This is a genomic window from Streptomyces sp. R35, assembly GCF_041053035.1.
Lineage (GTDB): Bacteria > Actinomycetota > Actinomycetes > Streptomycetales > Streptomycetaceae > Streptomyces > Streptomyces lutosisoli.
This window is the reverse complement of the sequence record NZ_CP163440.1, coordinates 7,580,269-7,605,685: the sequence shown is the minus strand read 5'-3', so window position 1 is coordinate 7,605,685 and position 25,417 is coordinate 7,580,269. Positions and strand designations below refer to the sequence as shown.

Here is a 25,417-nt window from a genome sequence, read left to right as displayed (position 1 = left end):
CTCTTGCTTTTGCTTTTGCTTTTAGGGGCGCGGGGAACTGCGCGACAAGCCCCCACCGGCCCGCAGCCGACGTTCAACCCCCGGGGTCGAAGGGGCGGAGCCCCTGGGGGATGGGACGGGTAGGGGCGGCGGGGGCGAAAACCCCTACGCCGGCCCAGACCCCCGCAGCGAATCCGGCAACTCCCCGGTATAGAGCACCCCAAGCGCCTGAGTAGCCCGAGTCAGAGCCACATACAGGTCACTCGTCCCGTACAACGCCGGCTCGACCACCAGCACGGAGTCGAACTCCAACCCCTTCGCCTGCCGAGGGTCGAGAAGGACGACGGCGCGGGTCAGATCGGGCTCCGATCCCGCCGTAACCCCCTCCAGCCGCGAGGCCAGCGCAGCGTGCAGCGCACGAGGCGCAATCACCGCAAGCCGCCCCTCGACGGGAGCCAGTTCGCCGACGGCCTTGGCGACGGCGCCGGGCAAGTCGTCCCCCGCGGCCCGCACCCACGGCCGTACCCCCGTAGACCGCACGGACCGAGGCGGCTCAAACCCGGGCCGCTCCGCCCGCACCACCCCCGCCGCGACATCCATGATCTCGGACGGAGTCCGGTAGTTGACGGCGAGACGCGTGTGGTCCCAGCGGTCCTCCACATACGGGGAGAGGATCTCCTCCCACGATCCGACCCCCGCCGCCTCCGCGGTCTGCGCGGGATCACCGACGAGCGTCATGGACCGCGTGGGACTGCGCCGCATCAGCAGCCGCCAGGCCATGGGCGACAGTTCCTGCGCCTCGTCGACGATGATGTGGCCGAAGGCCCAGGTCCGGTCGGCGGCGGCACGCTCGGCGGCGCTGCGGTGGTCCTCCTCCTCGTGCCGCTCGGCCATCCGTTCGGCGTCGATGATGTTGTGCGCGGAGAGGACCTCGGAGTCCTCCTCGTCCTTGTCCTCGAACTCGTAGGTACGAGAGGCGTAGGAGACGTCCAGGACGCCCTGTGCGTAGGCGACCTGGGTGCGGCGCTCCTGGTCCGCCAGCGCCCTGGCCACCCGGTCGTCCTCGCCGAGCAGCTCGGCGGCCTCGTCGAGGAGCGGCACGTCCGCGGTGGTCCACTCGCCGGTGACCGGACGGCGGATCGCCTCGGCGTCCTTGTCCGGGAGGTAGCCCTCCGGGCCGGCCAGGAAGTCGGCGACCAGCCGCTGTGGTGTCAGTCTCGGCCACAGCTGGTCGATCGCGCCCCAGACTTCGGGGTTCTCGGCCAGCTCGTCGCGCATCTGTGTGATGTCGCTGGCGTCGAGGAGGTTGGAGCCGTCGAAGGGGTCGGTGCCGATGCGTTCGGCGAGCATGTCGGTGAGGGTGTTGAGGATGTGACCCTCGAAGTATTCGCGCGCCACGTTGTGCGGCAGCTTGGCCTCGCGGGTGCGTTCGCGGGCGACCTGGACGAGCCCGGCGTCGAGCATCAGTATGTCCCGGTCGTGCTCGATCGCGATCACGGGGTCGGGGAGCTCCTGGCGGTCACGGACCACCGAGGCCAGTACCTCGGCCATGTCCGCGCGGCCCTTCACGGCGGCTGCCTCGGGGGTGTCGGCCGCCGTCGCCTTCACGCCGGGGAACAGCTCACCGACCGTCGCGAGCAGGACGCCCGTCTCGCCGAGCGAGGGCAGTACCTCGCCGATGTAGCCGAGGAAGGCCGGGTTGGGGCCGACGATGAGGACGGCGCGCTTGGCCAGCAGTTCCCGGTACTCGTAGAGGAGGTACGCGGCCCGGTGCAGGGCGACAGCCGTCTTGCCGGTGCCGGGGCCGCCCTCCACCACCAGTACACCCCGGTGCGGGGCGCGGATGATCTGGTCCTGCTCGGCCTGGATGGTCTGCACGATGTCGCTCATGCGGCCGGTGCGCGCGGAGTTGAGCGCGGCGAGCAGCACGGCGTCGCCGGTCGGGTCCTCGTGACCGGTGCGTTCGTGGTCGCCGAGGTCGAGGATCTCGTCGTGCAGGTCGGTGACGTGCCGGCCGTCGGTGGTGATGTGCCGGCGGCGGCGCAGGCCCATGGGGGTGTGGCCGGTGGCCAGGTAGAAGGGGCGGGCGACCGGGGCCCGCCAGTCGATGAGGATCGGGGTGTGCTCGATGTCATCGGCGCGGACGCCGATCCGGCCGATGTGGTGTTTGACACCCGTGGTGAGGTCGATGCGGCCGAAGCAGAGCGAACCGTCCACGGCGTTCAGCGCGGCGAGCAGGCCCGAGCGCTCGGCGACCAGGACGTCCCGTTCGAGGCGTGCCTGCATGGGCGTGCTGCCCTGCGCGAGCGCGTCCCCGACGGATGCCTCCGTGACACCGCGCAGGGCGTCCACGCGCGCGTACAACCCGTCGATGAATTCCTGCTCATGGCGCAATTCATCGTCGGGAAATTCTGTGTGTGAGCCCCTGTTTGACAATTCCGCTCCCGCCCGGATATGATGTGGCCAGTGAACTTCTTTGCGACTCAATCCCCTTGAAGTCGCGAACCATTGAATATACGCAAAGAAATCCCCCGAGCGCAATCGCTCGGGGGATTTCTTGTATACCGGTGGGTATCGGTGAGGTCAGAGCACGTCGGACAGCTCCTCCAGCAGCCGTCGCTTGGGCCGGGCCCCCACCATCGCCTTCACGGGCTCACCGCCCTGGAACACCATGAACGTGGGCATCGACAGCACTTTGTACGCGTTCGTCGTCTCCGGGTTGGTGTCCACGTCCAGCTGGACCACCTTCAGCCGGTCGCCCTCCTCGGAGGCCAGTGCGCTGAGCACCGGCCCCATCTGCCGGCAGGGCGGGCACCAGTCGGCGGTGAACTCCACCAGCACGGGCAGATCCGCCCCGATCACCTCCGTCGCGAAGTCCGCGTCCGTCACCTCGGCCACACCTGCCGCCTTGATCACCGCGTCAGCCCTCCCAGTTCGCATACGGGTTCCGGGCCGCCCGGAACCTCCGCGTCGGCCGCCAGCTCGTCCCGAGCCCGCTCCGCCCGCGCCAGCTGCTCGCCGACCTTCGCGCGCACCGACACCAGCTCGTCGATCAGCGCGTCGAGCTCGCCGAGCTTGCGGCGGTAGACCGCCAGCGACGCGGGGCACGAGTCGCCCTCCGGGTGCCCGGCCCGCAGACACTCCACGAAGGGCCGCGTCTCCTCCAGGTCGAACCCGAAGTCCTGCAACGTCCTGATCTGCCGGAGCAGCCGCAGGTCGTCCTCGTCGTACGTCCGGTACCCGTTCTCGCCCCGCCGCGCGGGAAGCAGCCCCCGCGACTCGTAGTAGCGCAGAGTCCGCGTGGTCGTCCCCGCCTGCGCCGCCAGCTCGCCGATTCGCATGCCTTGACGGTAATCCTTGACGCCGACGTCAAGGCAAACCCGGGCGCCGGGCCCCTAAGGCCCGTCCCTTTCCGATCAGGCCGGCGGCAGCAGCGGCTTCCGCTCCACCGGTGACGACAGGACGATCGAGGTCGTCGTACGGCCCAGCGCGGACGTCTGCTCAAGGACGTCCTCCAGGTGGATGGTGTCCTGGACGGCGACCTTGAGGATCCAGCAGTCCTCGCCGACGACGTGGTGGACCTCGATGATCTCGGGGCGGGCCAGCAGCTCCAGGGTCCTGGGGTGCTTCAGGGTGTAGCCGCCGTGCGGGTTGACGCGGATGAAGGCCCGGAGGCCGTAGCCGAGGCGGGACGCGGAGACGTGGGCGCCGTAGCCGGTGATGGCGCCCGCGGACTCCAGGCGGCGGACGCGCTCGGCGACGGCCGCCGGGCTCAGCCGGACGCGGCGGCCCAGCTCGCTGAGCTTGATCCGGCCGTCGCTCTGCAGCTGCTCCAGGATCTGCCGGTCCAGCGCGTCGAAGGCCACCGACGTTTCGTTGGCGGCGGCACGCAGATGCCGTGGTTCCTTCGGTGCCTCGGCCGGATCTCCCATGACTCCCCCTTCAGAACTCCTGCGTACGTCGGGAGAATTATGACCACAAGGCCGCAGCTCATTGAATGGGATCGGGGGAGAGCGCCATGCGTGAGGTAGCCGTCATCGGCGGAAGCCGGTATTTCGGAAAGCGCCTGATAGACCGGCTGATGGCCGCGGGAGACCGGGTCACCGTCATCAATCGCGGCTCGTCGGCACCGCCCGCGGGGGCAATTCACCTCATCGCCGACCGCAATGATGAGAATTCCCTGGAGAAGGCCCTGGGTTCGCGGACTTTCGATGTGGTCATCGACCAGGTCTGCTATACGCCGAGGCAGGCGGAGATCGCGCGACGGGTATTCGCGGGACGCACACGGCGGTACGTCATGACGTCCACCGTCGAGGTGTACGAGTACGAGGACTCGGCGGCCCTCGTGCGCGAGGACGCCGTGGACCCCCGTACCGTCGCCGTCGACCTCGAACTCCCCTGGGGCGACCCGGAGTTCCTCGACGCGCACTACGGCGAGGGCAAGCGGCAAGCCGAAGCGGTCTTCACGGCCGACCCCGCATTCCCGTACGTGGCCGTCCGCGTCGCCCACGTCCTGGGCGGGGCCGACGACTTCACCGGCCGCCTCGACCACTACACCGACCGCATCCGCACCGGCGAGGCGATCGCGGTCCCCGCCGTGAACCACCCGGCCACGTACATCCATGTCGAGGAGATCGCGGACTTCCTCGCCTGGACTGCGGGTGCCGACTTCACCGGCCCGGTGAACGCCGCCTCCCACGGGGTGCTCACCACCGAGGAGTTGTGCGAGGCCGTTGCCGTGCATGTGCCGGAAGGCAAGACGGTCTTCCAGAGTGTCGAGGTCGGAGAGGCCTCGCCGTTCTCCTTCGCCCGTTCGTACGGGATGGACAACGCGCGGGCCACCCAGCTCGGTTTCGCGTTCGGCGAGGCCCGCCAATGGCTCCCCCAGGCCGTGGCCGAGACGCTCGGAAAGGACAACTGACATGCGGTACAGGCTTCTTGGAGATCTCCGCGTCGGCGCCATCGGCTTCGGAGCGATGCCGCTGTCGATCGGGGGCCACCCGGACGAGGCGCGCGCCCTGGCCACGGTGCACGCCGCCCTCGACGCGGGCGTGACCCTCCTGGACACGGCGGACTCGTACCACCTGCCCGGCGCCGAGCCCGGCCACAACGAACAGCTCGTGGCCCGCGCCCTGGCCACGTACGGCGGTGATACCAGCGAGGTGCTAGTCGCCACGAAGGGCGGGCGCGGCAGACCCGCCGACGGCAGCTGGACGGTGACGGGTTCCCCGGCCCACCTGAAGTCGGCCGCGGAGGCTTCCTTGAAGCGGCTCGGTGTGGAGGCGATCGGCCTCTACCAGCTGCACAAGCCCGATCCCGCCGTCCCCTTCGAGGACTCGGTCGGCGCCCTGCGCGAACTCCTCGACGCGGGCAAGATCCGCCTGGCCGGCATCTCCAACACCACCACCGACCAGATCCGCCGGGCCCACACGATCCTCGGCGACCGTCTGGTCTCGGTCCAGAACCAGTACTCCCCCGCGGTTCTGGACAGCGAGCCGGAGCTACAGCTCTGCGCCGAACTGGGCATCGCCTTCCTTCCGTGGAGCCCGCTGGGCGGCATCTCCCGCAGCTCCCTGCGCGGTCCGTCGAGCGTGCGGCCCGACGACCGCTTCGCCGCCTTCCACGAGGTGGCCCGCGAGCGTGGCGTCAGCCCCCAACAGATCTGCCTGGCCTGGCTGTCGACCCGGTCGCCGACCGTCATCCCGATCCCGGGCGCCAGCCGCCCGGAGACCATCCGGGACTCGGCGGGCGCCGCGGACCTGGTCCTGGACGCGGAGGAGCTGGCACGGCTGGACGCGGAGGCCGGGCCCCGGGGCTAGTCGTCGTCCCCTGTTGCGAGAGAGTCCTCGGGGTCCCGCACGCCCAGCAGCCGGCGCGTCAACCGGTCCCGGTCGGACAGCAGTTCATCCACCGCGGCCCGGAGGTCGTCCGGCTCCGTCCGCTCGGCCTCCCGTTCGGCCGCGATCAGCACGGCCCGTCGTACGAGCTCCTTGGTGAAGGACGCCGTCGTGCCCGTCGTGCGGGCGACGATCTCGTCGGTGAGGTCCTTGCCGAGGTCGAGGGAGGCGCCGTACAGGGCAAGGAGGCGGGCGCGGCCCTCGGCGTCGGGTACGGGGATCTCGACGGCGAGGTCGACGCGGCCGGGGCGTTGGACGAGGGCGGGCTCCAGCAGGTCCGCGCGGTTGGTGGTGAGCAGGAAGGCGACGTCGGCGTCGTCGCCGAGGCCGTCCATCTCGTTCAGCACCTGGAAGAGCAGGGGCTGTTCGCCGCCGCCGTAGTCGCGGGCCTCGGCGATCAGGTCGCAGTCCTCCAGGACGACGAGGGCGGGCTGAAGCATGCGTGCCAGGGCGCACGCGGGGCCGATGGCGTCGATGCTCGTCCCGGCCAGCACCACGACCGTGAACTCCGGGAGGTGGGAGAGGAGATAGCGGATCGTGTGGGTCTTGCCGGTGCCGGGCGGGCCGTAGAGGAGAAGGCCGCGGCGCAGGTGCTGGCCCGCGGCGCGCAGGCGTTCGCGGCGGCGCGCCACTCCGACCACCTGGCGCTCCACGCGTTCCAGGAGACCGTCCGGCAGCACGATCTCCTCGCGGGAGAGACCGGGGCGGCGGTGGAAGCGGAACGGGCCCAGGCCGTGGCCGAAGTCGGAGCCCTCGAAGGAGAGGACCTGGCCGCGGAAGATGTTGTGCGCGCGGACCAGCGCGTCGATCTCCGCCAGCAGCCGGTCCGCGAACTCCTTCTTCTCGGCGAGGACTTCGATCTCCACCTTGTTGCGGCCGTACTCGTCCGCCGGGCCGCGCAGCAGCACCGCGAACCGCTCGTCGCCCTCCTGGCCGAGGTAGAACCCGAAGGAGACACAGGCGAGTTCCTGGTCGGGAGAGATCGGCAGATGCGCGTAGTCGACCGCGCCGATCACGAACCGGTTGTACCGGTCGGCCGATTCGAGAATGTCGCCCAGCGTCAGGTCCCCGTGATGGGAGGAGCCGCGCATGCCGATCAGTTCGTAGGAACGCCCCTCGGCCGCGAACCAGCGCTCCACCGCCAGATGCACATTGGGCAGGTCGTAGGAGGCATACGCGGCCTTGACCACCGGCTGGTCCCCGGGTGCCGTGCCCAGATGCGCGCGCATCCGCTCGGCGAGATTCCGGCCGTCCGCGACCTGGGGCTTGGGCCGCGCGACCGCGTCGAGGAACTGGCTGAACAACTCGCCGACCTCTTCAAGGGACAGCGGCGAGCCCTGCCCCTCGGCGGCAAGCCGGGCCTTGTACTCCGCGTTGCTGATGATCTCGGTCTCGCCCATGTTCCGCCTCCGCGCTGTCCGGCCCAGCTGTCCGGCCGACCACTCTGGTCTCCCAGCCTGGGCCCGAACACGTAGGCCGGTCAAAGCATTTGGGACGTATCTCCCCGAACGTGTGGCTGCTGTGTGCTCGGGCTCAGCTGCCCACCGAGAGGTGGGCGACCGACCGTCCAGGCATCATGAACACCACCGCCGCCCCGGTCGCGACGAGCAGCCCCGCCGCCACCCAGAACGCGTCCTGTGCTCCGCCCCGGAAGAAGACACTCCCGAGCAGCGCCACCCCGAGGGTGGAGCCGAGCTGCTGCACCGCGTTGAGCAGCCCGGCCGCCGAACCGGTCTCGTGCGGGCGGACCCGGTGCAGGGCCGTCGTGAAGAACGGCACGGCGAACAGCCCCTGGCCAACGCCGCATACGGCGAGCGCGGCGAGCAGCGGCCATGGGTAACCGGTGTCCGGCGCGCCGGCGTACGCCGCGATGGCGCCGAGCGCTCCGGCGAGCAGGGCGGCGAGACCGGCGTACATCACCCGGGCCCCATGGCGCGGCACCAGACGCCGGCCCGCCGTCCACGAGGAGATCCCCATCGCGCAGGACCAGGGCAGCAGCGTCAGGCCGGCGGCCAACACGCCGATGTGCGGGCCGAGTTGCAGCTGCACCACGACCACCAGCATCAGTCCGCTCACCACGGCGAAGAAGAGCACCGAGCAGAGCAGGGCGGCCGAGAAGCCCCGGTTCCCGAAGAGGCTCGGTTCGACGAGAGGGCTCAGCTCGCGGCGGACGCGGTGACGCTGGTGGAGGACGAAGGCCGCGAAGAGCGCGAGGCCGGGTCCCCAAGTCAGCGCGTACACACCTGAGTCGGCGCCTTGGATCAAGGGGTACGTGATCAGCCCGACCGCGCCGCTCACCAGCACCGTGCCGACGAGGTCGAGGTGTGGGCGGCGCGCCGGCCGGTCCTCCCTGAGCAGCGGTGTCGTGAGGAGCACGGCGACACCCAGCGGCACATTGACGAAGAACACCGCGCGCCACGACGCGGCATGGGTCAGCACTCCGCCGGCCACCGGTCCGCAGACGGCCGCCAGGCCCATGACCGGGCCGATGCTCCCCATGGCCCGGGCGAGTTCGTCGCCGTCGAACATGACGCGGATCAGTCCGATCGTCTGCGGGATGACGAGCGCGGCGGCGGCGCCCTGGACGGCGCGCGCGGCGATCAGCAGCCCCGCCGAGGGGGCGAAGGCGCAGGCCAGCGAGGCGAGGACGAATCCGGCGACGCCGATCCGGAAGACGGTTCTGCGCCCGGCGATGTCACCGAGCCGCCCGCCCGCGATCAGCAGCACCGCGAACGGCAGGGTGTACGCGGCGCCGTACCACTGGATGTCCGAGACCGGGCCGCCCAGGTCGGCGTGGATGGCCGGGGCGGCCACGGTCATGATCGTGGCGTCGAGCAGATTCATGGCCTCGGCGACCAGCAGAACGGCGAGGGCGGACCAGCGGTGCGGGTGTTCCTTCTTCGGCAAGGGCACCATGGGTGGCTTCCTCCGGTACGTCGATGGGGCGGGCGCCGTGCGGTGGCGCGTTCGCCCATGAGCGTGCGGAGGCAGACCGTCGGCCTTCCACTTCTGAGAGGCGAGCTGTGGATACTTTCCACCGACGGCCATTCGATGAGGGATTCATCCATGCTCGACGAGATCGACCGCGGTCTGGTGCAGGCGCTGCACATCGACGGGAGGGCGCCCTTCAGCCGGATCGGTGCGGTGCTGGGCGTATCGACGCAGACCGTCGCCCGGCGCTACCGGCGGCTGTGCGCGGAGGCGTCGCTGCGGGTGGTCGGCCTGGCGGAGCCACGGCACGCGGGGCGCGTCCAGTGGCTGGTGCGGCTGACCGCGGGACCGCACACCGCGCAGGATCTGGCGCACGCCCTGGCCCGCCGCTCGGACACGTCGTGGGTGCGGCTCGCGTCGGGCGGCACGGAGATCCTGGCCGTGATCCAGACACCGGCCGACGCTTCCGACGGGCACGCGCTGCTGCTGCACGACATCCCGCGCACGGCCGGAATCACCGCGGTGTCGGCGCACTGCCTGCTGCACACCTACCTCGGCGGCCCGACGGCGTGGCGGGGCAGGGCGGGTGCGCTGAGCGAGCGGCAGCGGCGTCAACTGGAGCCGCGGCGAGGTGAGTCGGCCGATTCGCGTCCGCTCGCCGACGCCGACCACGCCCTCCTCACCGCCCTCGCGCACGACGGTCGCGCGAGCCATGCCGAGCTGGCCGTGGCCACCGGCTGGTCCCCCGCGACGGTCGCCCGGCGGCTCGCGGGCCTCCAGGCAAGTGGCGCCCTGTTCTTCGACGTCGACATGAACGACACACTGTTGGGCGCGACCGCGCAGGCCCTGCTGTGGATGTCGGTCGCCCCGGCCCACCTCGACAGCGTGGCCCACGCCCTGGCCGGGCACGACGAGTTGGCGTTCGTGGCGGCGACCACCGGCCCGACCAACCTGGTCGCCCAGGCCCTGTGCCCGGACCCGGGCGCCCTGCACGACTATCTGACCCGCCGGCTGGGCGCGCTCGACGCCATCCGCACGCTGGAATCCGCGCCGGTGCTCCGTACGGTCAAAGCGGCGGGCCCGTCGTCAGGACCCGCCGCTTCGCTCCCCCGTGGCGCCTCCCCCGGGCGCCGGCCGGCCCGCTGACGCGGGCGCATGTCCTGTGGGCTCGGCTCAATTGCCCGGCGGAACCGCCCCGTTGAGCCGGTGCGAGGCCGCCGCCGTACACCCCGTCAGCAGAAGCAGCAGCGCCGAGACCGGGCCGCTGATCTCCTCGCCCTCACCCCGCGTCCACTCCACGTCGGTGGCGACGAGCCGGTGGCGCGGAAGCGGCCAGGGCCGGGGCGGGAAACGCATGGTCCACACCCGGTCGGCGGCGTCGCGGGCCGCCTCTACGGGCATGGCGCGCTCCCGGCCGAGCGCGAGGGCGATGTCCTGGCCGTGCACGAGGATGTCGAGCAGAGGCTCACGGCGGGTCGTGCCGGGGGCGAGGCGCCGGGTGCCGATGGTCGAACGGAAGTTCGCGACGATCTCGGTGACGGGCAGCTCGCCCTCACGGACCGAGGTGTCGTGGATCATGCGGTCGAAGCTGCCGCGGGCGCGGACGAATTCCCGTAGGACAGCCCCGTACGAGATGCGCGCGGCGATCGTCAGATGCGCGGCGACGTCCCGCACCCGCCAGTCCCCGCACTGCGTGGGCTTCTCCCACTCCTGCGGGCCCAGCCCCTCCAGCAGGTCCACCAGACTCGCCCGCTCGCGGTCGACGACCTGCCAGGACTCGTCCACGCCCAGCACGACACCCGCAGGACCCATAGAACCCATAGAACCCGTAGAACCCATAGGATCACCACCTACTCAAAGTGGTAAGCTTCTCTGACCAAAGTAGTCAGAGATTCTGACTACTGTCAAGCAATACCCGAGGGGTGGCGACCATGGTGGCGGAGAGCGAGCTCAACACGGGGCTGCTCCTGTTCATCCCGTACCGGGCCCTGGAGAATCGTGTCTTCGCCGCCCTCGCCGAGGCCGGTTTCGACGATTTCACGCCCGCCCAGGCCCGGGTCCTCCAGCGCGTCGGACCGAACGGCACACGGCTGACGGACCTCGCCGAGCAGGCGCAGGTCACCAAGCAGACCGCGGGCTTCCTGGTCGACCAGCTGGAGAAGGCGGGCTATGTGCGCCGGATGCCGGACCCGACCGACAAGCGGGCCCGGCTGGTATGTCTCGCCGAGCGGGCACGCGCGGCGCAGCCCGTCGCCGGCGCCGTGATCGCCGAGATCGAGAAGGAATGGGAGGCCCACCTCGGCAAGCGGCGCATGACCCAGTTGAGACAGGCGCTGACGATGCTGCGGGAGATCACCGACCCGTACGCGTGAGGCGGACCGTCGTCTACGCGTGGGCCGCGACTCCCGCCGACTCCTCCACCTCCAGCAGCGACGCGCTCTGCCGCTCCTCCTCGAACGCCTTGCGCCCGCCGCGCAGGCCGAACAGCCGCTTGGCGAGGGCGATGTAGAGCACGGCCAGGATGTTGAGGACCAGGGTGGCGATCTTCAAGTAGCTGACGTGCTCGGTGAGTTCGTAGATCTCCAGGGGCAGGAACGCGGCGGTGGCGACAACAGTGAGGTACTCCGCCCAGCGCTTGGCGTACCAGAGGCCGCCCGCCTCGACGAGCTCGATCAGGGCGTACGCCAGCAGCAGCACGGCCACCAGCGTCAGCGTGGAGTGCTTGTAGCCGAAGGTCTTCTGGATGGTGCCGACCACGGGCGAGTGGTCGAGGTCGTAGTGGAAGTGCCTGAAGACCGGGCGAAGGACGTCGAGGTACTCGTCGAAGAGCCGGCGCACCGAGTCCTGGCTGTTGCTGAACTTCCACACGGCGGCCGCCACCAGCACGATGAACACGCCGCGCACGGCCCGCTCGATCGCCAGGAAGCGCAGGATGAACAGATCGCGCAGCACCTTGCCGCGCGGCACCAGCGGAGCCTCGTCCGCCGGGCCGGAACCATGCGGGTCGCCCAGCACGAAGTCACCGCAGCGCAGACAGCGCCATGCCTCGCCCAGGCTCGTCCCGGCACGCAGCCGCGCCCGCAGCTCCGACTCGTTCGGCGCGTACGTCACATGGCCGCGCCGCGCGCACGTGCGCCGGTCCCAGTCGATCTTCATGCTCCCGTTTCCTCCGCAGAACGTGCCGTGCCGTGCCGGTCAGTCCGGCACGGCACGGTAGTGCATGTTCTACGAGACGGTGGACCGAGGGTCGCGGTTCCGGGGTCGGTCAGCGCGTGGCGATGCCGGCGGGTTCGGACTCTTCGGCTTCCGGGGAGGCCGACGCGTCGGCCTCGGGCGCGAACGTGTCTGTCGCGCCGGCCTCGGCCTCCGCCGTACGGCCGTTCCGCGGCAGCAGCACAGCCACGAGCACCGTCCCCACCCCCAGGATCACCGCACCGATGAGGCTGGTGTGCGCGACCGCGTCCGCGAAGGACGAGCCGACCGCGTCGGCCATCTGGTGGGCGCCCTGGGCGAGTTGGTCGGCCTGCGCCTTCACCTGCGCGGCCTTCTCCACATCCCCCGTCCGCGCGGCCTGCTCGGCGAGCTGCCGGGCCTTGTCACCGATGCCCTGGGCGACCACGTACCCCGCGCCCACCGAGTCCTGCGCCGTGGACAGGGCACCCGCCGAAAGCTTGCTGCCCGCGGTCGCGTCCGAGAGGTGCGAGGAGTACGAACTCGCCAGCACCGAACCGAGGATGGCGATACCGAGCGAGCCGCCGAGTTCCAGGGAGGTGTCGTTCACCGCGCCGCCGACACCCAGTTCGGACTCGGGGAACGCGCCCATGATGGCATCCGTGCAGGGCGACAGCGCGAGCCCGATCGCGAGGCCCAGCATGACGAGGGGCAGGACGAAATCGCCGTACGACGATGACGCGTCCACCCGGGTGAGCAGTGCGAGCGCCGCCGTGCCGCCGACCATGCCCGCGGTGACCGTGATCTTCATGCCGATGCGCGGGGTGAGGTGACCGGTGAGCGCCGAGCCGACGAAGACGGCCCCGGCGAGCGGCAGCATGCGCACTCCGGTGTCCAACGCGTCGTATCCGAGGACGAATTGGAGGTGCTGGGTCAGGTAGTAGAAGGCACCGAAGACGGCCAGGAAGAAGAGCGCGACGGCGAGGTTGGAACCGGCGAAACGGCGGTTCGCGAAACGGCGTACGTCGATGACCGGGCGGGGGTGGCGAAGCTCCCACACCACGAAGAGCACGAGGCCGACACCCGCGACGACCGCGGCGGTCACGGCCTTGACGCCCCAGCCGAAGTGCGGCCCTTCGATGATCATGTAGACCAGCGAGCCGATCCAGACCACGGACAGCAGACCGCCCACGTAATCGATGCGGTGCTGGTGCCCGGCCTTGGACGGCGGTACGAGCACGAGGGCGCCGATGATCGCGAGCGCGGCGATGGGCACGTTGATCAGGAACGTGGACGACCAGCCGTGGCGCTCCAGGAGCAGGCCCGCGACCAGCGGACCGGCGGCGATCGCGAGTCCGGCGGTGGCGGTCCACAGCACGATCGCCTTGGCCCGCTCCGCGCGCGGGAAGGTCGCGGCGAGCAGGGAGAGCGTGGCGGGCATGATCAGCGCGGCGCCGACGCCCATGACGGCACGGGCCGCGATCACCCCCGTGGAACTGCCGACGAGCGAGCCCGCGACGGCGCCTCCCCCGAAGACCACGAGTCCCAGAATGAGCGCCCCGCGCCGGCTGTACTTGTCGCCGATCGCGCCGAGCAGCAGCATCAGCGCGGCGTACGGGACGGTGTAGCCGTCGATGACCCACTGGAGGTCGGCGCTGGACAGGCCCAGGTCCTGGGTCATGTCCGGGGCCGCGACCGTGAGGGCGGTGTTCGCCATCACGATGATCAGCAGGCTCAGACAGAGGACCAGCAGCGCCCACCAGCGCCGGGCATAGGGCCGGTCCATCCTCTCGACCGGTTCGTTCATGACGAGACGCATGGCTACGGTCGCCCTTCCTCATTCGACGTGTACGGAGGACTTGCACAGTGGCGTGCAATTGCTCAACCATGTGCAATGTACGTCGTTGCACAGTGCTGTGCAAATGGAGTCGTCGGAGGCCTTGTGGACGGGAGACCGGCCATCGGCGAAAGGCGGGCAGAATGGCAGCCATGACCACGGGTAACGCCAGCCGCGCGGATGTGAACCGCCGCCGCATCCTCGATGTCGCACTCGCAGAGCTGCTGCGCGACCCCGACGCGTCCATGGACCAGATCGCACGGGCCGCGGGCGTCGTACGGCGCACGGTGTACGGGCACTTCCAGAACCGCGAGGCCCTGGTCGGCGCCCTGACCGACGAGGCGGTCGAAACGGTCGCGGCGGCGCACGCGGCGGGCCGCGAGGGCGTCGAGGACCCGGCGGAGTCGCTCGCCCGATCGACCCTGGCCATCTGGGAGATCGCCGACCGCTACCGGCTGCTGGTCGCGCTCGCGCAGCGCAGCGTCACCATGCAGGGCATCCGCGACCGCCTCGCGCCGGTCCGCGAGGCCTGCGCGGAGATCCTCCGGCGCGGCCTGGAGCAGGGCGTGTTCGAGTCCCCGCTGCCGCCGCGCGCGCTGGCGTACGTACACGAGCAGTCGCTGTTCGCCCTCATGGACGCGGTGAACGACGGCCTGCTGGCAGCGGAAGAGGCGGGCCGCTCCGCCGCGGTCACCATGCTGACCGCGGCGGGCGTACCCGCCTCTCGTGCCACCGAGTTGGTGGCGAAGCTGAGCGATTGAGCTTCCTCAGCTGGTTCCTCAGCCGCTTCTTCAGCCGCTTTTCAGTGATGCACCGAGCGGCCAGGCCTACGGGGGAGTGGCCCAGCCGCTCGGCGTCTTGGGGGGCGCGCCCCGTTCAGGGAGGCGCGCCCGGTCAAGAGGGGGCGCCCGTCAGGCGGGCGCCCGCGCTTACGCCTTGGCGAGTTCCTTCTCGCCACCCTGCTCAGGCACCTCGGGCAGCTCAGCGGCGGCGTTCTCGTCATAGTCGTCCAGCAGCGTCTTCTCGTCGAAGGGCAGCTCACCGGCGAGAACCCGGCTCACCCGATCCTTGTCGATTTCCTTCGTCCACGTGCCGATCAGGACCGTCGCCACCGCGTTGCCCGCGAAGTTCGTCAGGGCGCGCGCCTCGCTCATGAAGCGGTCGATGCCGACGATGAGGCCGACGCCGTCCACCAGGGCGGGCTTGTGCGACTGGAGACCACCGGCCAGCGTGGCCAGACCGGCGCCGCTGACACCCGCCGCGCCCTTGGAGGCGAGGAGCAGGAAGAGCAGCAGCGGGATCTGCTCGCCGATGGACATCGGGGTGCCCATGGCGTCGGCGATGTAGAGCGACGCCATGGTCATGTAGATCATGGTGCCGTCGAGGTTGAAGGAGTAGCCGGTCGGGACGGTGATGCCGACCACCGGCTTGCTGACGCCCAGGTGCTCCATCTTCGCGATGAGCCGCGGAAGGGCGGACTCGGAGGAGGAGGTGGACAGGATCAGCAGGAACTCCCGGGCCAGGTACTTGAACAGCGAGAAGATGTTCAGCCCGGCGAAGGCGCGCAGCATCGCGGCGAGCACGATGAAGACGAACAGGAAGCAGGTCGCGTAGAAGCCGAGCATCAGCACGGCGAGGCTCTTGAGCGCGTCCACACCGGCCGAACCGACCACCGCGGCGATGGCACCGAAGGCACCGATCGGAGCGGCCCACATCACCATGGCGAGGATGCGGAAGACGAGCCGCTGAATGTGCTCGACACCGCGCAGCACCGGCTGGCCGACCGGCCCCATGGCCTGGAGCGCGAACCCGGCGAGCAGCGCGACGAGCAGGGTCTGCAGGACCTGGCCCTCGGTGAAGGCGGAGACGAAGGTCAACGGAATGATCGACAGCACGAAGTCGACCGGCGGCAGCGCGTCGGCGGACACCTGGTCGTGCCCCGTCGCCTTGATCGCTTCGGTCAGGTGCATCCCGTCACCCGGGTGCAGGATGTTGCCGACGACGAGACCGATGGTGAGCGCGACGAGCGACATCACCATGAAGTAGCCGAGCGCGATACCGCCGACCGCGCCGACCTTGGCGGCCTTCCGGACCGATCCGATTCCGAGCACGATCGTGCAGAAGATGATCGGCGAGATCATCATCTTGATCAGGCTCACGAAGCCCGTACCGAGGGGCTTGAGCTCGACCCCGGCGTCGGGCCAGATCAGTCCGACGGCGATACCGAGCGCCACCGCGACGATGACAGCGATGTACAGGTAATGGGTGCGATCCCGCTTCACAGCGGGTGCGGCAGGTGCGGTTCTGGGGGTGCTGGCCACGGCTGCCCTCCTTGACGACGTCGTCGGCATCATCCGGCGTGCGGCTCACGACCGGCGGAATCCCGGAGTGCGGCTCACGTCCGGGGGGGATCCGGGAGGCGTGGACTCCCGGGGGATGCGGTGACTATCTCCCGGCTTGTGAGGGCGGTCACCCTTCCGTTCATTTAGTTCACACTTATATGGAGAGGCAGACTGAACGACATGCGCCTTCCCCGCGTCCCGCGACCCCGCAGCCTGGCCGGCCAGCTCTTCGGCATGCAGGCCGTGCTGATCGCGGTGCTCGTCGCCGGGTACGCGCTCTTCACCTACGTCAGCGACCGCGGCCAGGCCGAGGACGCGGCGCGCAGCCGGGCCACGGCCGTCGCCCGCTCGGTCGCGGACGCCCCCTCCGTGCACGAGGCGATCCGCACCACGAACCCCACGAAGACCCTTCAGCCGTACGCCCTCCAGGTCCAGCGGGACACCGGCATCGACTTCGTGACGATCATGAACCCGCAGGGCATCCGCTGGACCCACCCCGACGAGAAGCTGATCGGCAAGCACTTCCTCGGCCACATCGGCCCCGCCCTGAACGGCACGTCGTTCACGGAGACGTACACGGGCAGCCTCGGCGCGTCCGTGCGTGCCGTCACCCCGGTCTACGACAACGGCCACATCGTCGGACTGGTCAGCGCGGGCATCAAGGTCGAGGCGATCACCAAACGCGTCCAGGAGCAGGTATCGGCTCTCGTAGGGGTCGCTGCGGGCGCCCTGGCGCTGGGCGGCATCGGCACGTACGTCATCAACGCCCGGCTGCGCCGCTCCACGCACGGGCTGAACGCGGCCGAGCTCAGCCGTATGCACGACTACCACCAGGCCGCGCTGCACGCCGTGCGCGAGGGGCTGCTGATGCTGGACGGGCAGTTCCGGGTGGCGCTGATGAACGACGGCGGGCGGGAACTGCTCGGCGTGACCGACGACGTGGTCGGCCGCTCGGTGGCCGAACTCGGCCTGCCCGCACCGCTGACCGGCGCGCTGCTGTCGGCGGAGCCCCGGGTCGACGAGGTGCACCTCACCGCGTCGCGCGTCGTGATCGTCAACACCTCACCGGTGACCGGCGGCGAACGCCGGGGCACGGTGGTGACCCTGCGCGACGTCACCGAACTCCAGTCCCTGATGGGCGAGTTGGACTCGGAGCGCGGCTTCACCCAGGCGCTGCGCTCACAGGCGCACGAGGCCGCGAACCGCCTGCACACAGTGGTGTCCCTCATCGAGCTGGGCCGCGCCGAGGAGGCCGTCGACTTCGCCACGGCGGAGCTGGAACTGGCGCAGACGCTCACCGACCAGGTGATCTCGGCGGTCAGCGAACCGGTCCTCGCGGCGCTGCTGCTCGGCAAGGCCGCGCAGGCGAACGAGCGGGGCGTGGAGCTGGTGGTGTCCGACGACAGCGCCATCGACGACGGACTCCTCCCCGAGAGCCTTCCGGCCCGCGACCTGGTCACCGTCCTCGGCAACCTGATCGACAACGCGGTGGACGCGGCACAGGGAACGGTGCGCGCACGGGTCACGGTGACGGCGTTCACCGACGAGTCCGTCCTGGTGCTCCGGGTCGCCGACACCGGCACCGGGGTGGACCCGGCCCACGCCGAGCAGGTCTTCCAGCGCGGCTGGTCCACGAAACCGGCGGGACCCGGCGGCCGCGGCCTGGGCCTCGCCCTCGCCCGGCAGGCGGTGAGCCGCCACGAGGGCACGCTGACCGTGCGGGAGGCGACCGGCGGCGGGGCGGAGTTCGAGGTGCGGCTGCCGTTGCCTACGGTGTCCTCGGCGCCAGCCGCGACACCGGCCTCCGCGTCGGGCGCGGCGGGGGACGCTGTCGCCGAGCCCGAGCCCACCCCGTCCGAGCCGGCCCCGCCCAAGCCTGCCCAGCACGCCTTGCCTGGAGGCGACGCATGACCGATCCCATCCGCGTACTCGTCGTCGAGGACGACCCGGTCGCCGCCGACGCGCACGTCATGTACGTCGGCCGGGTGCCCGGCTTCACGGCGGTCGGCAAGGCCCACACGGGAGCCGAGGCGCGCCGCGCCCTGGACCGTACGCCCGTGGACCTGCTCCTGCTCGACCTGCACCTGCCGGACGTGCACGGGCTCCAGCTCGCCCGCTCCCTGCGCGCCGCCGGGTATCACGCCGACGTGATCGCGGTGACGTCCGCGCGGGACCTGGCGGTCGTACGGGAGGGGGTCTCGCTGGGGGTCGTCCAGTACGTCCTGAAGCCGTTCACCTTCGCCACCTTGCGGGACCGGCTGGTGCGGTACGCCGAGTTCCACGCCTCGGTGGGCGAGGCGAGCGGCCAGGACGAGGTGGATCGGGCGCTGGCGACCTTGCGCGCTCCGGGGCCGGCCGCGCTCCCGAAGGGCTTGAGCGCGCCGACTTTGGAACGGGTCACCGTCGCCCTGAGGGACTGCGCGGAGGGGCTCACGGCGGCGGGGGTCGCCGAGGCGGTCGGCATTTCCCGGATCACGGCTCGGCGGTATCTGGAGCACTTGGTGGAGTCGGGGCGGGCGGCTCGGGCTCCGCAGTATGGGCAGGTGGGGAGGCCTGAGTTGCAGTATCGGTGGGTTCGGGGGGTTTGAGCGGGGGCGTTAGGTGGGGGTGCCTGGTGGGGTGTCGTTGAGTTCGGCGGCCCAGGCGCGGGCTTGGGCGGCTCGGTCGGGGGCTTCGGCGCGGGTGAAGGCGTCGGCGGCCCGGAGCCAGTGGGTGCGGGCCTCGGCCGGGCGGTGTGCGTCCTCGTGGGCGTGGGCCAGGTTTTCGAGGACCTGGCCCACGTTGTACCAGTCCTCAAACTCCTCGTAGGCCACCAGGGCCTTGCCGAACGCCTCGATAGCCTCCCCTGTCCGGCCCGCCTCCTGCAGGGCGGGGCCGACGTTGTTCCACGCGCTGGCCTCGCCGCGGCGGTCCTCGGCCGCATGATGCAGGTCGCGCGCGCGGGTGTGGGCCTCAATCGCCTCCCCCACCCGACCCACCTCCTGCAGGGCGGCGCCGAGGTTGTTCCACGCTGTGGCCTCCAGGTGGTGGTCCTCGACGGCATGGTACAGGTCCCGGGCGCGGGTATGGGCCTCAATCGCCCCCTCCGTGCGGCCCGCCTCCCGCAGGGCTATACCGAGGTTGTTCCACGCGATGGCCTCCCGATGGCGGTCCTCGGCCACCTGGTACAGGTCGCGGGCGCGGGTGTGGGCCTCAATCGCCTCCCCCACCCGACCCGCCGCCCGCAGAGCGTTGCCAAGGCTGCCCCACGCAACGGCCTCGCCGAGCCCGTCCCCGGCACGGTGAGCGGCCTGCTGGGCGACACGGGAGATCGTGATCTTGTCGTCGAAGTACCGCCGCCAGTTCAGGTACACCGCCAGGCACGCGGACAACCGCACCGCCACGTGCGCATACCGCTCCTCCCGCGCCCACTGCACCGCCGCCACCAGCCCCGCCCGCTCCCCGTCCAACCACGCCAAAGCCTGCCCCCGGTCCCCGAACCGCTCCGGCTCCGGCATCCCCGGCAGCCACCGCAACCGGTCATCAGCCGCGTCCGCACAGCGGTAGTAGTACCCCAGCAGCCGCTCCCGCGCCGCCTCCCCCTCCCCCCTCAACCTCACATCCCCCGCCACCACACCCGCCCCATACGCCCGCACCAAGTCATGCAACCGCCACCGTCCTCGCCCACTCCCCCGCTCGACGAGGTGGGCCCGGGCCAGTGCCTTCAGGTCTCGCGCCGGAGGGGCATCGGTCCCGTTCAGCGCGGCGACGACCTCGTCGCTCGCCTCCGGCCCCGGCGCGAGGGCGAGCAAACGCAGCAGACGGGCCTGGCCGGAGGGCAGGCGGCGGTAGGAGAGGTCGAAGGCGGCGCGGACGCTGCGGTCGCCGTCGTCGAGGTGGGCGAGACGGTCGTGGGACACGGCGAGTTCGTCGACGAGTTCCGTGACCGGCTTCTCCGGGTCCTCCGCCAGCAGCGCGGCCGCGATCTGCAAGGCCAACGGCAAGTGCCCGCAGAGGGCCGAGAGTCGCTCGGCCGCTGTGGCGTCATCCGTGACACGACTGTCGTCGGGGTCGGCGATCCGCAGGGCGAGGTCGAGGAGTTCGTACGCGGCCTTGGGTGTGAGCTGGTCCAAGGGGACAAGCCGGGCGCCCAGTTGGGGCAGTCGGTCCCGGGACGTGACCAGGACGCGGTGCCGGGCGTCACCCGGCAGCAGAGGGCGCACCTGGTCCGGCGACGACGCGTTGTCGGCCAGCACCAGCACCGCTCCGGCCTTCCTCGCACGCTCGGCGAGTACTGAGCGGTAGAGAGCCACGCGATCGTCCACCATGGCGGGGATGTGTTCCGGCGGGACCCCAAGGGCCCGCAGCAGGGACTGGAGGGCTTGGTCGGCGGTGACGGGGTCCTCGTCGTAGCCGTGCAGGTCCACGAAGAGCGTCCCGCCCGGGAACCAGCCCCTCTCGCAAGCCAGGTACGCGCTTTGGACGGCGAGCGCGGTCTTCCCGATGCCGCCGAGGCCGGACACGGCGGCGACGAGGACCGTCGTGCAGTCCGGCGACCGGGGTACGGCCGGGTCCAGTGCGCGCAGCAGCGCGGCCGTCTCGTCGTCCCGGCCGGTGAAGCCGCCGGGCCTGGGCGGAAGGGAGGCCATGGCCTCGGGCGCGGCGGCACCGGTCACCTGGACGTTGATCTGTAAGCCGATCACCTCGCGCAGGAACAACCCGCCCCGGAAGTCGGTGTGATCGCCGCGGTACCAGGTGCCGCTGCCCGGCGTGTGCCGCTCCATCGCCGCCACGACGGCACGTGCCACCGTCGGATCGGCGGCGAGCAGCTCCTCCACCTTGTCGCCCCAGGCCCGCACCGCGTCCCGCCGCGAGGGATGGCCCGCCGCTGCGGCGAGCGCCTGCGCGGACGTGCCCGCGCCTTGCGCCACCGCCACCGCCAGGTCCTCGACCGCCCGGCGCCCGGCCTCCCCGCCCGCGCCCTCGGCCAAGGCCGCCAGCAACGCCACGTTCATGTGCTCGTCCCGCCCGTCCCACCCGTACCGTCCGCACCGGTCCGTACTGCCGACCCGCTCGGGGCCGAGTAGTCCGTCAACGGTACGGCGTCAGCGGGGAGTTCGGACCTACCTCGCGTACACCACGACCTGCGCCCCGAGCCCCGCCACCGCCAACGCCTCCACCACCGACAGCCCGACGAGTAGTCCGCCGCCCTCCCCGCTCGCCCAGAACACCACCAGCGCGGCCAGCGGGACGGCACAGAACGCCGTCAGGTCCACCACGCACTGAATGACCTTCCTGGAACCGCGCCGCCCGTCGCCGCGGTGGGCGGTCTCCCAGCCGAAGGCGGCGAACCCACCTCCGGGATCGGCCAGGGCGGCCAGCTTCGGCCCCAGCTCGCCGCGTACGTACGCCCCGATCGCGGAGATCTTCTCGTCGTTGACGAGGTAGGTCCACCCGAGCACCACGCACACGGGCGGCAGAGCGAGCAGCATGGACGCCTGCCCGGCCTGGGCAGCGGCGGCGATGACGGCGGCCACGACCCCGAGCGTGACGTACAGCAGGTTGTCGCGAAACCCGATCCGCGCCTTCTGCTCGTCCTTGACGCTCTGGTACTCGGCGAGCAGCAACTGCCCGACGGTGACGCCCTGTTCCGGCTCCGGCACTGAGTCCCGCCTCCCCCGTCTCCAACACCCCGCTACTGGCGGTGACTTGGCAGTACCTTAAACACGTGACCGTGCCACAGCCCACCGCAGCCATCGCCGTCATCCTCACGGCGCTCCCGGTGGAGTACGACGCCGTACGCGCCCACCTGACGGATACCGAGGAGCTCGTCCACCCCGACGGGACCCGGGCGGAGCGGGGCAGACTCGACGGCACGTCCTGGAGTGTCGCGATCGCCGAGCTGGGCGAGGGTGCCCTGAACACCGCCGCGCTCACCACGCGGATCGTGGACTGGCTCGCCCCGGAGGCGCTGCTCTTCGTCGGGGTGGCCGGCGGGCTCAAGGACGACATCGAGATCGGTGACGTCGTGGTCGGTACGAAGGTGTACGCCATCCACGGCGGCAAACAGACCCCTGCGGGCTTCCAGGCGCGGCCCGAGGTCTGGCACGGCTCGCACCGGCTGGTACAGGCGGCCCGTTCGGCGCTGCGGGACATGCCGGACGTACGGGCGCACCGCAAGCCGATCGCGGTGGGTGACGTCGTCCTTGCCGACGACAAGTCGGCGCTCGCCGCGCACATCCGGCATCACTACAACGACGCCTGCGCCATCGAGATGGAGGGCTCCGGCGCGGCTCATGCCGCCTACCTGAAGGGCCAGTTGGACACCCTCGTGATCCGGGGCATCAGCGACCGCGCCAACCCCGAGAAGCACAAGGCCGACGCCTCCGGCTCCCAGGAACTGGCCGCCAAGCAGGCCGCGGCGGTGGCCGTCGCCGTGCTCCGCAAGCACCTGCCGCGCCGCGACTCCGCCGGCGTCCCCGAGCCCCGTGACCCCCAGGAGGGTCCCCAACGAGGCGGTGACGGCGGGGCCACCTACGGCGGCGACCACATCGACCTTCGCGGCGGCACCTTCCACGGTCCCGTCACCGGAAAGTCGGTCGAGCGACGACGGGACGACGACCACCCGCGAGGGTAAGGGCACCGTCCACGGCCCGGTGCCGGTCGCGACCAGCACGCTCCCGCCCCGGCCCCTCGGATTCACCGGCCGTTCCGCAGAGTTGGGCCGCCTGCTCCCCCATCTCGCACCCGCCGGGGTCGAGGAGACCGCGCTCCCCCTCCTCATCTTCGCCGTCACCGGCATGGGCGGCATCGGCAAGACGGCACTCGCGGTCGAGGCGGGCCACCAGGCGCGCACGCAGGGCTGGTTCCCCGGCGGGACGCTCTTCGTGGACCTGCGCGGCTACGACGACAACCCGGTCACAGCGGACCAGGCGGTCCTGGCCCTGCTCGACGCACTCGGCGTGCGAGGTCCGGATCTCCCGCCGACGACGGCACGCCAGTACGACTCCTACCGCGCCCTCCTCGCCGAGCGGCGGGACCGGATGCTACTGATCCTGGACAACGCCTCGGCCGCGTCCCAGTTCCTCCCCCTCCTGCCCGGCACGGACCACCACCGGGTACTGATCACCTCCCGGGACCGCCCGTACGCCCTCCCCGTACGCCTCATCGACCTCGAAGCCCTCACTCCGGACGAGTCCGCCGCCCTCGTGACGCGCGCCCTGCACGACGCCGACGAGCGCGACGACCGCCCGTCCCGCGAACCGGCCGCGCTCCGCGAACTGACCGGCCTGTGTGGCCACTTGCCCCTCGCCCTCCAGATCGCCGCCGCGATGCTCCGCCGGCGCCGCCACCGTGACATCGCCTCGCTGGTGAGCGAGATCGCGGAGACCGGGGACGCCACGACCGTCCTCGACAACGGCAGCCCGGGCACGGACCTGTACGGCCGCTCACTGGTCCTGCGGCCTGTGCTGGAGACCTCGTACCGCCGACTGCCGCCGGACCAGGCACGGTTGCTGCGGCTGCTTGCCCTCGCCCCCGGCGCGGAAACCGGAACGGAGGCCGTCGCGGCCCTGTCCGACCTCGACGAGCGGACCACCCTCTCCCTGCTGGACGGCCTCGCCGCGACGCACCTGGTCACACCGGTGCGCGATGGCGAGGGCTCGGGTTCCGCTGTGCGGTGGCGGTTGCATGACCTGGTGCGGGCGTACGGTGCGGGTGTGGTGGCGGGGAATGCGGGGTTGCGGGAGGAGGGCGAGGCGGCGCGGGAGCGGGTACTGGAGCACTACTGGAGGTGGGCACATGCGGCCGATGCCCGGCTGCGGTGGCTGCCGGGGATGCCGGAGCCGGCGCCGTTCGGGGACCGGCGGCAGGCGCTGGCGTGGCTGGACGGAGAGCGGACCGGGCTGGTGGCGGCGGCGCAGTGGGCACGGGAGGAGCGGCACACTAATGCGGCGGTCGGGCTGTCCACGTGTCTGGCGGAGTACCTGGACTGGCGGCGCTACTTCGACGACAAGATCACCATCTTCGGCATCGCCCAGCAGGCCGCCCACCGTGCCGGGGACGGGCTCGGCGAGGCCATGGCGTGGAACAACCTCAGCAACGCCCTGGACGAGGTGGGCTGGTCTGGGAAGGCGATCGAGGCCCTCACTCGTGCCCGCGACCTGTACCAAGCCGCCAAGGACCACCACGGCGAGGCCAACGCGTGGAACAACCTCGGCCTCGCCCTGCGGCAGGCAGACCGGGTGAGCGAGGCGATCGAGGCCCTCACTCGTGCCCGCGACCTGTACCAAGCCGCCAAGAACCGCCACGGCGAGGCCAACGCGTGGAACAACCTCGGCGTCACCCTGCGGCAGGCAGACCGGGTGAGCGAGGCGATCGAGGCCCTCACTCGTGCCCGCGACCTGTTCCAGGCCGTCAAGAACCGCCATGGCGAGGCTGACGCGTGGAACAACCTCGGCCTCGCCCTGCGGCAGGCAGACCGGGTGAGCGAGGCGATCAAGGCGTACGACGAGGCGCTGGAGGCCTACAAGGCGTTTGAGGACTGGTACAGGACAGGCCAGACCTTCGCAAACCTGGCCCGCCTCCACGAGGCCGTCCACCACCCGGCCAAGGCCCGCGCCCATTGGCACCGCTCCGCCGACGCCTACACCCGCGCCGACGCCCCCGACGAAGCTGCTCAAGCCCGCGCGCAGGCTGAGCCCCCGAAATAGAACCCGCCCTCACCCCACCCCCACATACCCCCGAGCCCCCCTCTCCGGCAGAACCGCCCACATCCGAGTCCCACCCCCAGGCTCCCGGGCCTCCCCGAACCCCCACTCCCCCTCACAAGCCCGCACCACGCACCCCAACACTCGCAGCGCCGCCCGCCGCCGAGCATCGCAGGCCGCAGCAAGGCGGGGATGGACGTGCCGGGCGTGCCCGTCGTAGAGGATCACGCGCACCGCACCGTCCCGGTACCGCAGCGACACGTACACCTCGGCGTCGGGCGTGAACCGGCTGGCGCACGCGGCCAGTTCGGCCACCACCTGCACCGTCGCATCCGTCATGTCGTCAAGCCCGTGCGTCTGGAGGACGACCCGGGTCGCCGCGCGGGCGACGCGTGAACTCGACGGTCCGGCAGGCAGCGTGAAGCTGTAGGCGAGCGTGTCGGGGGACGGCGGTGGTGTCTCCTTCACGTCGGCGGAGAGGGGGCAGGCCGAGACGGCAACGGCGATGGACATGAGCAACTCCCTAGGAATTACCGGGTTTTCGCTGACATGAACCGGCGGCTCGACCGGTGG

Annotated in this window: 22 protein-coding genes; 9 read left to right on the top strand and 13 right to left on the bottom strand. The window is 71.1% G+C overall.

Translation table 11 applies throughout. The features are described from left to right. Positions 1-144 precede the first annotated feature (144 nt). The 4 genes from AB5J50_RS34565 to AB5J50_RS34550 form a co-directional block, all read right to left on the bottom strand. Positions 145-2,433 carry a UvrD-helicase domain-containing protein gene (locus AB5J50_RS34565; RefSeq protein ID WP_369265593.1) on the bottom strand — a complete coding sequence of 763 codons (2,289 nt, stop codon included), beginning with the start codon at positions 2,431-2,433 and terminating at the stop codon, positions 145-147. A gap of 129 nt (positions 2,434-2,562) precedes the next feature. Next, a complete protein-coding gene (locus tag AB5J50_RS34560; RefSeq protein WP_330310292.1) occupies positions 2,563-2,877 on the bottom strand; it encodes a thioredoxin domain-containing protein in 315 nt (104 codons plus the stop codon). A 14-nt stretch (positions 2,878-2,891) separates the two neighbouring features. Next, positions 2,892-3,320 (bottom strand): MerR family transcriptional regulator, encoded by a 429-nt coding sequence (locus tag AB5J50_RS34555; RefSeq protein WP_327431840.1) that lies wholly within the window; start codon positions 3,318-3,320, stop codon positions 2,892-2,894. Between the two features lie 75 nt (positions 3,321-3,395). After that, the gene (locus tag AB5J50_RS34550) at positions 3,396-3,911 is read right to left on the bottom strand and encodes an Lrp/AsnC family transcriptional regulator (RefSeq protein ID WP_369262326.1); all 516 of its coding nucleotides are present in this window, start codon (positions 3,909-3,911) and stop codon (positions 3,396-3,398) included. 86 nt (positions 3,912-3,997) lie between these two features. Between AB5J50_RS34550 and AB5J50_RS34545 the strand changes: the two genes are divergently transcribed. Both AB5J50_RS34545 and AB5J50_RS34540 read left to right on the top strand, forming a co-directional pair. Next, a complete protein-coding gene (locus AB5J50_RS34545; RefSeq protein WP_369262324.1) occupies positions 3,998-4,900 on the top strand; it encodes an NAD-dependent epimerase/dehydratase family protein in 903 nt (300 codons plus the stop codon). Between the two features lies 1 nt (position 4,901). Beyond that, positions 4,902-5,798, top strand: coding sequence for an aldo/keto reductase (locus tag AB5J50_RS34540; protein ID WP_369262322.1), 897 nt, complete (start codon positions 4,902-4,904; stop codon positions 5,796-5,798). Here AB5J50_RS34540 and AB5J50_RS34535 read toward each other — a convergent pair. Further along, positions 5,795-7,276: an AAA family ATPase gene (locus tag AB5J50_RS34535; protein WP_369262320.1), complete on the bottom strand. Its 1,482-nt coding sequence runs from the start codon at positions 7,274-7,276 to the stop codon at positions 5,795-5,797. The two genes, AB5J50_RS34540 and AB5J50_RS34535, sit on opposite strands and share 4 nt — an antisense overlap. A 133-nt stretch (positions 7,277-7,409) precedes the next feature. Further along, positions 7,410-8,792 (bottom strand): MFS transporter, encoded by a 1,383-nt coding sequence (locus tag AB5J50_RS34530; protein ID WP_369262319.1) that lies wholly within the window; start codon positions 8,790-8,792, stop codon positions 7,410-7,412. Positions 8,793-8,942: 150 nt separating this feature from the next. Between AB5J50_RS34530 and AB5J50_RS34525 the strand changes: the two genes are divergently transcribed. Beyond that, entirely contained in the window at positions 8,943-9,953 is a 1,011-nt protein-coding gene (locus tag AB5J50_RS34525) for an Lrp/AsnC family transcriptional regulator (RefSeq protein WP_369262317.1), read from the top strand. 27 nt (positions 9,954-9,980) lie between these two features. Here the strand turns inward: AB5J50_RS34525 and AB5J50_RS34520 are convergent, their stop codons facing one another. Beyond that, entirely contained in the window at positions 9,981-10,619 is a 639-nt protein-coding gene (locus tag AB5J50_RS34520) for a maleylpyruvate isomerase family mycothiol-dependent enzyme (RefSeq protein WP_369262315.1), read from the bottom strand. A 119-nt stretch (positions 10,620-10,738) separates the two neighbouring features. Between AB5J50_RS34520 and AB5J50_RS34515 the strand changes: the two genes are divergently transcribed. Continuing rightward, entirely contained in the window at positions 10,739-11,179 is a 441-nt protein-coding gene (locus tag AB5J50_RS34515; RefSeq protein ID WP_327431832.1) for a MarR family transcriptional regulator, read from the top strand. Positions 11,180-11,192: 13 nt separating this feature from the next. On the opposite strand, the gene AB5J50_RS34510 is transcribed toward AB5J50_RS34515, so the two are convergent. Further along, the gene (locus tag AB5J50_RS34510) at positions 11,193-11,963 is read right to left on the bottom strand and encodes a DUF2127 domain-containing protein (RefSeq protein WP_369262314.1); all 771 of its coding nucleotides are present in this window, start codon (positions 11,961-11,963) and stop codon (positions 11,193-11,195) included. A 109-nt stretch (positions 11,964-12,072) separates the two neighbouring features. Beyond that, entirely contained in the window at positions 12,073-13,797 is a 1,725-nt protein-coding gene (locus tag AB5J50_RS34505; RefSeq protein WP_369262313.1) for an MFS transporter, read from the bottom strand. A gap of 170 nt (positions 13,798-13,967) precedes the next feature. Between AB5J50_RS34505 and AB5J50_RS34500 the strand changes: the two genes are divergently transcribed. Beyond that, positions 13,968-14,576 (top strand): TetR/AcrR family transcriptional regulator, encoded by a 609-nt coding sequence (locus AB5J50_RS34500; protein ID WP_369262311.1) that lies wholly within the window; start codon positions 13,968-13,970, stop codon positions 14,574-14,576. Positions 14,577-14,744: 168 nt separating this feature from the next. On the opposite strand, the gene AB5J50_RS34495 is transcribed toward AB5J50_RS34500, so the two are convergent. Next, a complete protein-coding gene (locus AB5J50_RS34495) occupies positions 14,745-16,169 on the bottom strand; it encodes a cation:dicarboxylase symporter family transporter (RefSeq protein WP_369262309.1) in 1,425 nt (474 codons plus the stop codon). A 168-nt stretch (positions 16,170-16,337) separates the two neighbouring features. On the opposite strand from AB5J50_RS34495, the gene AB5J50_RS34490 reads away from it, so the two are divergent. Together AB5J50_RS34490 and AB5J50_RS34485 are read left to right on the top strand one after the other, a co-directional pair. After that, the gene (locus tag AB5J50_RS34490) at positions 16,338-18,068 is read left to right on the top strand and encodes an ATP-binding protein (RefSeq protein ID WP_369262307.1); all 1,731 of its coding nucleotides are present in this window, start codon (positions 16,338-16,340) and stop codon (positions 18,066-18,068) included. After that, positions 18,065-18,745 (top strand): response regulator, encoded by a 681-nt coding sequence (locus AB5J50_RS34485; protein WP_330307390.1) that lies wholly within the window; start codon positions 18,065-18,067, stop codon positions 18,743-18,745. The genes AB5J50_RS34490 and AB5J50_RS34485 overlap by 4 nt, the downstream gene beginning before the upstream one ends. Positions 18,746-18,754: 9 nt before the next feature. Here AB5J50_RS34485 and AB5J50_RS34480 read toward each other — a convergent pair whose 3' ends face one another. Together AB5J50_RS34480 and AB5J50_RS34475 are read right to left on the bottom strand one after the other, a co-directional pair. Continuing rightward, positions 18,755-21,151: a tetratricopeptide repeat protein gene (locus tag AB5J50_RS34480; RefSeq protein ID WP_369262305.1), complete on the bottom strand. Its 2,397-nt coding sequence runs from the start codon at positions 21,149-21,151 to the stop codon at positions 18,755-18,757. Positions 21,152-21,259: 108 nt separating this feature from the next. Further along, on the bottom strand, positions 21,260-21,799 hold the full coding sequence (locus tag AB5J50_RS34475; RefSeq protein WP_369262303.1) for a hypothetical protein: 540 nt from the start codon (positions 21,797-21,799) through the stop codon (positions 21,260-21,262). Between the two features lie 65 nt (positions 21,800-21,864). On the opposite strand from AB5J50_RS34475, the gene AB5J50_RS34470 reads away from it, so the two are divergent. Both AB5J50_RS34470 and AB5J50_RS34465 read left to right on the top strand, forming a co-directional pair. Beyond that, positions 21,865-22,773 (top strand): 5'-methylthioadenosine/S-adenosylhomocysteine nucleosidase, encoded by a 909-nt coding sequence (locus AB5J50_RS34470; protein ID WP_369262301.1) that lies wholly within the window; start codon positions 21,865-21,867, stop codon positions 22,771-22,773. A 163-nt stretch (positions 22,774-22,936) separates the two neighbouring features. Further along, on the top strand, positions 22,937-24,847 hold the full coding sequence (locus AB5J50_RS34465) for a tetratricopeptide repeat protein (protein ID WP_369265592.1): 1,911 nt from the start codon (positions 22,937-22,939) through the stop codon (positions 24,845-24,847). Positions 24,848-24,856: 9 nt separating this feature from the next. Here AB5J50_RS34465 and AB5J50_RS34460 read toward each other — a convergent pair whose 3' ends face one another. Then, positions 24,857-25,357: an ATP-binding protein gene (locus AB5J50_RS34460; protein ID WP_369262299.1), complete on the bottom strand. Its 501-nt coding sequence runs from the start codon at positions 25,355-25,357 to the stop codon at positions 24,857-24,859. Positions 25,358-25,417: the final 60 nt, after the last annotated feature.